Source organism: Nevskia sp. (assembly GCF_023266035.1).
Classification (GTDB): Bacteria; Pseudomonadota; Gammaproteobacteria; order Nevskiales; family Nevskiaceae; genus Nevskia.
Genome location: NZ_JAHFRY010000057.1, coordinates 20,300 through 28,641, shown reverse-complemented (window position 1 = coordinate 28,641; position 8,342 = coordinate 20,300). Strand labels below are relative to the sequence as shown.

Annotated in this window: 8 protein-coding genes; 6 read left to right on the top strand and 2 right to left on the bottom strand. The window is 64.8% G+C overall.

The window, feature by feature from the left end:
• The 5 genes from Q0D45_RS10670 to Q0D45_RS10650 form a co-directional block, all read left to right on the top strand.
• Positions 1–939 (top strand): MFS transporter (locus Q0D45_RS10670; protein WP_293392414.1); only part of this gene is annotated, 939 nt, incomplete at its 5' end.
• 131 nt (positions 940–1,070) lie between these two features.
• Positions 1,071–1,619 carry a glycine zipper 2TM domain-containing protein gene (locus Q0D45_RS10665; protein WP_293392411.1) on the top strand — a complete coding sequence of 183 codons (549 nt, stop codon included), beginning with the start codon at positions 1,071–1,073 and terminating at the stop codon, positions 1,617–1,619.
• Positions 1,620–1,666: 47 nt separating this feature from the next.
• Positions 1,667–1,951, top strand: coding sequence for a hypothetical protein (locus tag Q0D45_RS10660; protein ID WP_293392408.1), 285 nt, complete (start codon positions 1,667–1,669; stop codon positions 1,949–1,951).
• Between the two features lie 36 nt (positions 1,952–1,987).
• Complete coding sequence (locus Q0D45_RS10655) at positions 1,988–2,671, top strand: response regulator transcription factor (protein ID WP_293392405.1); 684 nt, start codon at positions 1,988–1,990, stop codon at positions 2,669–2,671.
• A gap of 106 nt (positions 2,672–2,777) precedes the next feature.
• The gene (locus Q0D45_RS10650; protein ID WP_293392403.1) at positions 2,778–4,130 is read left to right on the top strand and encodes an ATP-binding protein; all 1,353 of its coding nucleotides are present in this window, start codon (positions 2,778–2,780) and stop codon (positions 4,128–4,130) included.
• Here Q0D45_RS10650 and Q0D45_RS10645 read toward each other — a convergent pair.
• Complete coding sequence (locus Q0D45_RS10645) at positions 4,127–4,861, bottom strand: TIGR00730 family Rossman fold protein (protein ID WP_293392401.1); 735 nt, start codon at positions 4,859–4,861, stop codon at positions 4,127–4,129. The genes Q0D45_RS10650 and Q0D45_RS10645 overlap by 4 nt on opposite strands.
• Before the next feature lie 44 nt (positions 4,862–4,905).
• Complete coding sequence (locus tag Q0D45_RS10640) at positions 4,906–5,571, bottom strand: D-sedoheptulose 7-phosphate isomerase (RefSeq protein WP_293392399.1); 666 nt, start codon at positions 5,569–5,571, stop codon at positions 4,906–4,908.
• A 170-nt stretch (positions 5,572–5,741) separates the two neighbouring features.
• Here Q0D45_RS10640 and clpB point away from each other — a divergent pair, with 170 nt between their 5' ends.
• Positions 5,742–8,330: an ATP-dependent chaperone ClpB gene (clpB, locus tag Q0D45_RS10635; RefSeq protein ID WP_366946413.1), complete on the top strand. Its 2,589-nt coding sequence runs from the start codon at positions 5,742–5,744 to the stop codon at positions 8,328–8,330.
• Positions 8,331–8,342: the final 12 nt, after the last annotated feature.

Here is an 8,342-nt window from a genome sequence, read left to right as displayed (position 1 = left end):
ATCCTGGTCATCTGCCGGCTGGTGCAGGGCCTGAGCCTCGGCGGCGAGTACGGCATTTCGGCGACTTATCTGAGCGAAGTCGCGTCGAAGGAACATCGCGGCTTCTGGTCGAGCTTCCAGTACGTGACCCTGATCCTCGGCCAGCTGACCGCGCTGGCGCTGCTGATCATCCTGCAGCGCTGGCTGCTGACGCCGGCCGAACTCGATGCCTGGGGCTGGCGCATCCCGTTCGTGATCGGCGGCCTGCTGGCCCTGGCGGCGCTGTGGCTGCGCCGCGGTCTGCACGAAACCGAAAGCTTTGCGAAGCAGGCGGCACCCGAACGCGCGCCGCTGCGCCGCTTGCTGCGCGAACATCCGCGCGAAGTGCTAACCGTGGTCGGCCTGACCCTCGGCGGCACCTTGGCGTTCTATACCTACACGACCTACATGCAGAAGTTCCTGGTCAACACCGGCGGCTTCAGCAAGGACGATGCAACGCTGATCTCGGCCGCGGCGCTGACCGTCTACATGCTGCTGCAGCCGCTGTTCGGCGCGCTGTCCGACAAGATCGGCCGGCGGCCGCTGCTGATCTTCTTCGGCATCGGCGGCAGTCTCGGCACCGTGCCGCTGCTCGGCGCGCTGGCCACGGCCGGCGACGCCTGGACCGCGTTCGCCCTGATGCTGACCGGCCTGGTGATCGTCAGCGGCTATACGGCGGTCAATGCCATCGTCAAGGCCGAGCTGTTTCCGGTGGCCGTCCGCGCCCTCGGCGTTGGCCTGCCTTATGCATTGACCGTGTCGCTGTTCGGCGGCACGGCCGAGTACGTGGCGCTGTGGTTCAAGGGCATCGGCAGCGAGACCGGCTTCTACTGGTATGTCAGTGCGATGATCGCGGTGTCGCTCGCCGTCTACCTCCGTTTGCCGGAAACCCGCAGCCGTTCGCGGCTGGACCAGGACTGATTGCTCTCTGCTCCCTTCCCCGCTTGCGGGGGGAAGGAGAACGCAAAAAGGTTCAGCCTCAATTCAGGAACGCTGCGTAGATTGACTCTCGCACCGTGCCGGAATCCGACACGTCCATCCGAGGAAGGACCATGAACACCAAGCTGACCGCGCTGTTGACTGCCATTGCCGTACTGGGTACTTCGACTGCCGCGCAGGCTGGCCGTCATGACGACGGCATCGAGTACGCCGAGGTGGTCGATGCCCGTCCGATCTATCGCGACGTGCGCGTGACCGTGCCGCGCGAGGAATGCCGCGACGAACGAGTCGTCTACGACGATGGTTATCGCGGCGGCCGCAACAACGGCGGCGTCGGTGCGGTGCTCGGCGCGGTGGTCGGTGGCGTGGTCGGCAACCGTTTCGGCCAGGGTTCGGGCCGTGCAATCGCCACCGCTGCCGGTGCCGTGGTCGGCGCCAGCGCCGGAGCCAGCATCGGCCGCAACAATGGTGGCGGCTATCGCGAACCGAGCTATGGCTACGAGGAACGCTGCACCACAGTTCAGGATTCACGCTACGAACAGCGTGTTGATGGCTATGACGTGCGTTATCGTTACCACGGCCGCATTTACGACACCCGTCTGCCGTATGACCCGGGTGACCGTATTGCCGTCGAGGTCAACGTTCGCCCGGCGTCGTATTGATCGCCAATAAGCTCAACCATCATTCCACTCCAGCCCGGAAGCCATTGATGCGCGCTGCCCTCCTGATGATCGTGCTCGCTGCCGGCCTGCTCGGCAGCGCGCCCGCGTCGGCGGATCGGCGTGGCGGCTTGCGGCTCGACACGCCGTTCCTGGCGCCGGGCCGTGACAATCGCGAAAGCGAGCCTCGTGGCGGCCTGACGCCGAACGAAGCCGCACGGCAGGCGCAGAACCAGAACGGCGGCGGCCGCGTGTTGTCCGTCGAACCGAGCGGCAACGGCTATCGTGTGAAACTGCTGCGCGATGGCGAAGTCCGCGTTGTCTACGTCCAGTAGAACCTCACCTTTCTTTCAGTCAGTTCGGAGCTGTCGATGCGTGCGCTCGTCGTCGAGGATGATCCCGCCCTGCGCGAGCAGGTTTGCCGCCACCTGAGCGACGAAGGCTATGCCGTCGATTCGGCTGCCGATGGCGAACAAGGCCAGTACATGGCCGTCGAATATCCGCTCGATATCGCCATCATCGATCTCGGTCTGCCGAAGACGCCGGGCATCGCCATCATCAAGGCGGTGCGCAAGGCGGGCCGCAGCTATCCAATCCTGATCCTGACCGCCCGCGACGGCTGGCAGAGCAAGGTCGAAGGTCTGGAAGCCGGCGCCGACGATTACCTGGTCAAGCCCTTCCACAAGGAAGAACTGCTGGCCCGCGCCCGTGCCTTGGTCCGCCGCAGCGGCGGCTGGAGTTCGCCGCAGCTGGAATCCGGCCCGATCATTCTGAATACCGCCTCGAAGACCGTCAGCCTCGGCGGCGCGGCGGTTGAAGTCACCGCTTATGAGTACCGGGTGCTCGAGTATCTGGTGATGCACGCTGGCGAGGTGGTATCGAAATCGACGCTCACCGAGCACCTCTACAACGAGGACGAGGAACGCGATTCCAACGTCATCGAAGTGTTCATCCGACGCCTGCGCACCAAGCTCGATCCAGACAACACGCTGAACCCGATCGCCACCCAGCGCGGTAGCGGCTACCGCTGGAACCTGCCGAGAAGCAGTGTTTAGTGGCTAGTGGCTTGTGGTCAGTGAAAGCGAGCCGTGCCCCACTCGCGATTGCTCTTGATGTTGCTTCCAACTGGCCACTAGCCACAGACCACTGGCCACTGCTTCCATGAAGTCGCTACGCACCCGCCTGCTGGTCGTCGCCACCTTGGTGCTGATGGGCTTCATGCTGCTTTGCGGCGCCGGTCTCGATCAGGCCTTTCGTGGCAGTGCGCTGCAGGCGCAGCGGGACAAGCAGCAGGGCATGATCTTCGCGCTGCTCGGTGCCGCGGACTCCAATGACCGCGATCAACTGACGATCAGCGTCGGCGCCCTGCCCGACCCGCGTCTGACGCGTGTGCAGTCCGGGCTCGAAGCGCTGATCTTCAACGCGTCCGGCAAGGTCATCTGGCGCAGTCCGAGTTTCGCCGGCAAGGTGCCGGAACTGCTCGCCCCGGACGTCGGCGCCAGCCTGTTCACCGAGCTCGACGACCGCTTCGCCAGTACCTATGGCATCCGCTGGGTCAGCGACAACGGCGGCCTGCGCCTGTTCTCGGCCAAGCCGAAACCGCAGCGCTACACCGTCGCGGTGATGGAGGACAAGAACGACTACAACGTCCAGCTGCATGCCTTCCGCAACCTGCTGTGGATCTGGCTGGGCGGCGCCAGCCTGGCGCTGATCCTCGTCCAGATGCTGGTGCTCGGCTGGGGGCTGTCGCCGCTGCGCAAGCTGGTGCGCGAGCTGCGCGGCGTCGAATCCGGCCAGCAGTCGCGAATCGATGCGGTCTATCCCACCGAGCTGACGCCGCTGGCCGAAGGCCTTAACACCATGATCGCCGCCGAGCGCAACCAGCAGCAGCGCTACCGCAATGCACTCGACGATCTCGCTCATTCGCTGAAGACGCCGCTGGCCGTGCTCAGAGGCCTGGTCGATGACCGGACCCTGGCGACCGATGCCCGCGACAAGCTGCGCGATCCGGTCGATCGCATGCAGGAAATCACCAATCACCAGTTGCGCAAGGCCGCCGCCGCCGGCCGCCGGACCCTGGCCGAGCCGGTGGCGATCAAGCCGCTGGCCGACAAGATCGCCGGCGCACTGGCCAAGGTCTACGCGGCGAAGTCACTGCGCTTCACGATCGACGTGCCGGACTTGCTGCGCGTGCGCGCCGACGAGGGCGATCTCTACGAACTGCTCGGCAACCTGCTCGACAACGCGTCCAAGTTCGCCCGTACCGAAGTCCGCCTGACGGCGACGATCCAGCAGCGGATGCTGACGCTGCTGATCGACGACGACGGTCCCGGCTTCCCGGACGATGCCGACAAGCTGCTCAGCCGTGGCGTCCGCGCCGACAGCCTGACACCCGGCCAGGGCATCGGCCTGGGTGCGGCGGCGGAGCTGGTCAAGCTCTACGACGGCGGCATTGCGCTCGGAAAGGCTGAACTTCTCGGCGGTGCGCGGGTGACGGTGACGCTGTCGGTTTAGGTCCGGCGTGGCCGCTTCGGCTGGGCCAGACCGCTGACGATCGCCTCAAAGGCTTCGTCGACGGTCTCCGCCATCACCAGCGAATCGACATCGGCGCGCGAGACCAGACCGCGCTCGACCAGACGCTCGAAGTTCACCAGCCCATCCCAGAACTCCTTGCCGAACAGCACCACCGGCATAGGCCTTGCCTTGCCGGTCTGGGTCAGGGTCAGCGCTTCGAACAGTTCGTCGAGCGTGCCGAAACCGCCCGGGAACACCACGAAGGCTTCCGCCACGTTCATGAACCAGAACTTGCGCATGAAGAAGTAGTGGAACTCGTAGGAGTGATCTTCCTTCACGAACGGATTGACGTGCTGCTCGAACGGCAGCGAGATGTTGAAGCCGATGTTCAGATTGCGATCGACCCGCGCGCCGCCTTCATGGCCGGCTTCCATGATCCCAGGACCACCGCCGGTGACGAGGAAATAGCGCTCGTCGCCCTCGTGGTTGTCGGTGGTCCAGCGGGCGAAGCGCTCGGCGAGATCGGCGGCCAGGGCGTAGTAGTCGGGTGTCGAGGTCTTGCCCGGTGCCGGTTGCAGGCGCCGCGTGCGCGCCGAACCGAACAGGATGATCGCCCGCTTGACGCCGGCCGCTTCAAGACGCTGTTTGGGCTCCAGGTACTCGCAGAGCATGCGCACGCCGCGCGCTTCGTCGCTCAGCAGGAACTCCTGGTTCTTGTACGCCTTGGTCAATGTGATCTCCGCAGATTGTTGTTAGGACTGCCGCACAGTGGTTGCTAGAGCACCGCCGGCTTCGGCGCCTTGTGCTCGGGAAACAGGTTTTCCTCGAGCAGCGCACACAGGATATGGATGATCAGGATGTGACATTCCTGAATGCGCGGCGTGTGCGTGGACGGCACGCACAGCGCGTGTTCGGCGATGTCGCGGGCCTTGCCACCGCTGCCGCACAACGCGATGCGGGTGACGCCGAGCTTCGGCGCCACATCGAAGGCCTTCAGCACGTTCTTCGAGTTGCCGGACGTGGTGATGCCGATGAACAGATCGCCCGGCCGCGCCAGTGCCTGGAGTTGGCGGGCGAACAGGAATTCGTAGCCGTAATCGTTGCCGATCGCCGTCAATGCCGAGGTATCGGTGCTCAGCGACATCGCCGGCAGGCCCGGCCGGTCGTACTCGAAACGGGCCACCAGTTCCGCCGCCAGATGCTGGGCATCCGCCGCAGAACCGCCATTGCCGCCGACCAGAATCTTGCCGCCCGCGCGGTAGGTGGCGATGCACAGGCTGACCACCTCGGCAATCTTCGCCAGCAGCACGCTATCGGCCAGCAACTGCTGCTTCACCGCGATCGAATCGGCGACATAAGCCGCGATCGACGCCGGCGTGACCGGCACGCGGGTCGGGAAGGCAGCATCCGGCGGCGCGGTGGGATCGAGGCTGGTGTTCATCCGAGTCGGGTCTGAAGGAGTTCCGGATTGTAAAGCGCGCAGGTCAATGAGCCTCTAACCGGATCAGTGGATGATGGCACCTCGGTGCGCGCTTTCAAGCGGCTTGAAAGCCGCAGCAATGTCCGCAGCTTGCAGGCATCCCGCTACTCCTTATGAATGAGGCTCGCAAAATGCGAATGGAAAAATTCACCAGCCGCTTCCAGCAGGCGCTCGCCGATGCGCAGAGCCTTGCCGTGGGCCGCGACCATAACCAGATCGATCCTGCCCATCTGCTGCAGGCCTTGATCGAGCAGGAAGGCGGTTCGACCTTGCCGCTGCTCGCCCAGGGCGGCGTGGCTGTCGATGGCCTGCGCGGCAAGCTCGGCGCATTGCTCGACAACCTGCCGAAGATCGGCACGCCGACCGGCGAAGTCAGCGTCGGCAGCGATCTCGCGCGCCTGCTGAACCTGACCGACAAACTCGCCCAGCAGCGCAAGGATCAGTTCATCTCCACCGAGCTGTTCGTGCTGGCGCTGACCGAAGACAAGAGCGCGCTCGGCAAGCTGCTGCGCGATGCGGGTGCCAAGAAGGACGGCATCGAACGGGCGATCGATGCGATGCGCGGCGGCCAGAAGGTCGATTCCGCGAACGCCGAGGAACAGCGCCAGGCGCTGGAGAAGTACACGGTCGATCTCACTGCGCGTGCGATGGCCGGCAAGCTCGATCCGGTGATCGGCCGCGATGAAGAGATTCGCCGCGTCATCCAGGTGCTGTCACGGCGCACCAAGAACAATCCGGTGATCATCGGCGAGCCCGGCGTCGGCAAGACCGCGATCGTCGAAGGCCTGGCCCAGCGCATCGTCAATGGCGAAGTGCCGGAAGGGCTGAAGAACCGGCGCCTGCTGTCGCTGGATCTCGGCGCGCTGATCGCCGGTGCCAAGTTCCGCGGCGAGTTCGAGGAGCGCCTGAAGGCGCTGCTCAATGATCTGGGCAAGACCGACGGCACGGTGATCCTGTTCATCGACGAGATCCACACCCTGGTCGGCGCCGGCAAGGCCGAAGGCTCGATGGACGCCGGCAACATGCTCAAGCCCGCCCTCGCCCGCGGCGAGCTGCACTGCATCGGCGCGACCACGCTCGACGAGTACCGCAAGTACGTCGAGAAGGATGCAGCACTGGAACGCCGCTTCCAGAAAGTGCTGGTCGGCGAACCGAGTGTCGAAGACACGGTCGGCATCCTGCGTGGACTCAAGGATCGCTACGAAACCCATCACAACGTCGAGATCACCGACGGCGCCCTGATCGCCGCCGCCAAGCTCAGCAACCGCTACATCACCGACCGCAACCTGCCGGACAAGGCGATCGATCTGATCGATGAAGCTGCTTCGCGCGTGCGCATCGAAAGCGATTCCAAGCCGGAGTCGATGGATAGGCTGGAACGTCGCCTGATCAGCCTGAAGATCCAGCGCGAAGCTCTGAAAAGCGAGACCGACGAGGGCGCCAAGCGCTCGCTGGAAACGCTGGCGGCCGAGATCGCCAAGCTCGAGCGCGAGTACTCGGATCTCGAAGAGAAGTGGAAAGCCGAGAAGGCCAGCGTCGCCGGCAGCGCCGGTGTCCGCGAAGAACTGGAGCGGGTCAAGGTCGAGCTTGAAGCAGCGCGCCGCTCGGGCGATCTCGCCAAGATGGCCGAGCTGCAGTACGGCAAGATTCCCGAACTCGAAAAGAAGCTGGCCGCGGCCAGCGCGACCACGCAGACCAAGTTCGAACTGCTGCGCACCCGGGTCACCGAGGAAGAGATCGCCGAAGTGGTCGGCCGCTGGACCGGCATCCCGGTCAGCAAGCTGCTCGAAGGCGAGCGCGACAAGCTGCTGCGCCTCGAAGACACCTTGCGCCAGCGCGTGGTCGGCCAAGAAGAAGCGCTGACCTCGGTCGCCAACGCGATCCGTCGCAGCCGCGCCGGCCTGTCCGATCCCAATCGCCCGATCGGCTCGTTCCTGTTCCTGGGCCCGACCGGCGTCGGCAAGACCGAACTGTGCAAGTCACTCGCCGGCTTCCTGTTCGATAGCGAGGACGCGATGGTCCGCATCGACATGAGCGAGTTCATGGAAAAGCATTCCGTGAGCCGCCTGATCGGCGCGCCTCCGGGCTATGTCGGCTATGACGAAGGCGGCTATCTGACTGAGGCGGTGCGTCGGCGGCCTTATTCGCTGATCCTCCTCGATGAAGTCGAGAAGGCGCACGCCGATGTCTTCAACGTGTTGCTGCAGGTGCTCGACGACGGCCGCCTGACCGATGGCCAAGGCCGCACCGTCGACTTCCGCAACACCGTCGTGGTGATGACCTCAAACCTCGGCTCGCAGCTGATCCAGGAACTGATGGGCAACAGCGCGACCCGCGAGGATTACGCCGCGATCAAGGAAGGCGTGATGACCGTCGTCGGCCAGCATTTCCGGCCCGAGTTCATCAATCGCATCGACGAAGCGGTGGTGTTCCGGCCACTGGCGGCGGCGCAGATTCGCGTCATCGCCGGCATCCAGACCGCCTACCTGCACAAGCGGCTGGCCGAGCGTTCGATTGGCATCACCTTCAGTGAAGCAGCCCTCGCGAAGCTCGCGGAAGCGGGCTACGACCCGGTCTACGGCGCGCGGCCACTGAAGCGCGCGATCCAGACCCTGATCGAAAACCCGCTGGCCAGCCTGATCCTCAACGGCAAGTTCGCCGCTGGCGATACCGTGCAGGTCGATGCCGGCGACGCTGGGCTGGTGTTCAACCGAGGCTGAGTTGCAAGGCTG

Bases quoted from the DNA above. Each gene is read 5' to 3' on its own strand.
- clpB (WP_366946413.1), top strand. From the start codon at position 5,742: ATGCGAATGGAAAAATTCACCAGCCGCTTCCAGCAGGCGCTCGCCGAT.
- Q0D45_RS10660 (WP_293392408.1), top strand. From the start codon at position 1,667: ATGCGCGCTGCCCTCCTGATGATCGTGCTCGCTGCCGGCCTGCTCGGC.
- Q0D45_RS10665 (WP_293392411.1), top strand. From the start codon at position 1,071: ATGAACACCAAGCTGACCGCGCTGTTGACTGCCATTGCCGTACTGGGT.
- Q0D45_RS10640 (WP_293392399.1), bottom strand. From the start codon at position 5,571: ATGAACACCAGCCTCGATCCCACCGCGCCGCCGGATGCTGCCTTCCCG.
- Q0D45_RS10655 (WP_293392405.1), top strand. From the start codon at position 1,988: ATGCGTGCGCTCGTCGTCGAGGATGATCCCGCCCTGCGCGAGCAGGTT.
- Q0D45_RS10650 (WP_293392403.1), top strand. From the start codon at position 2,778: ATGAAGTCGCTACGCACCCGCCTGCTGGTCGTCGCCACCTTGGTGCTG.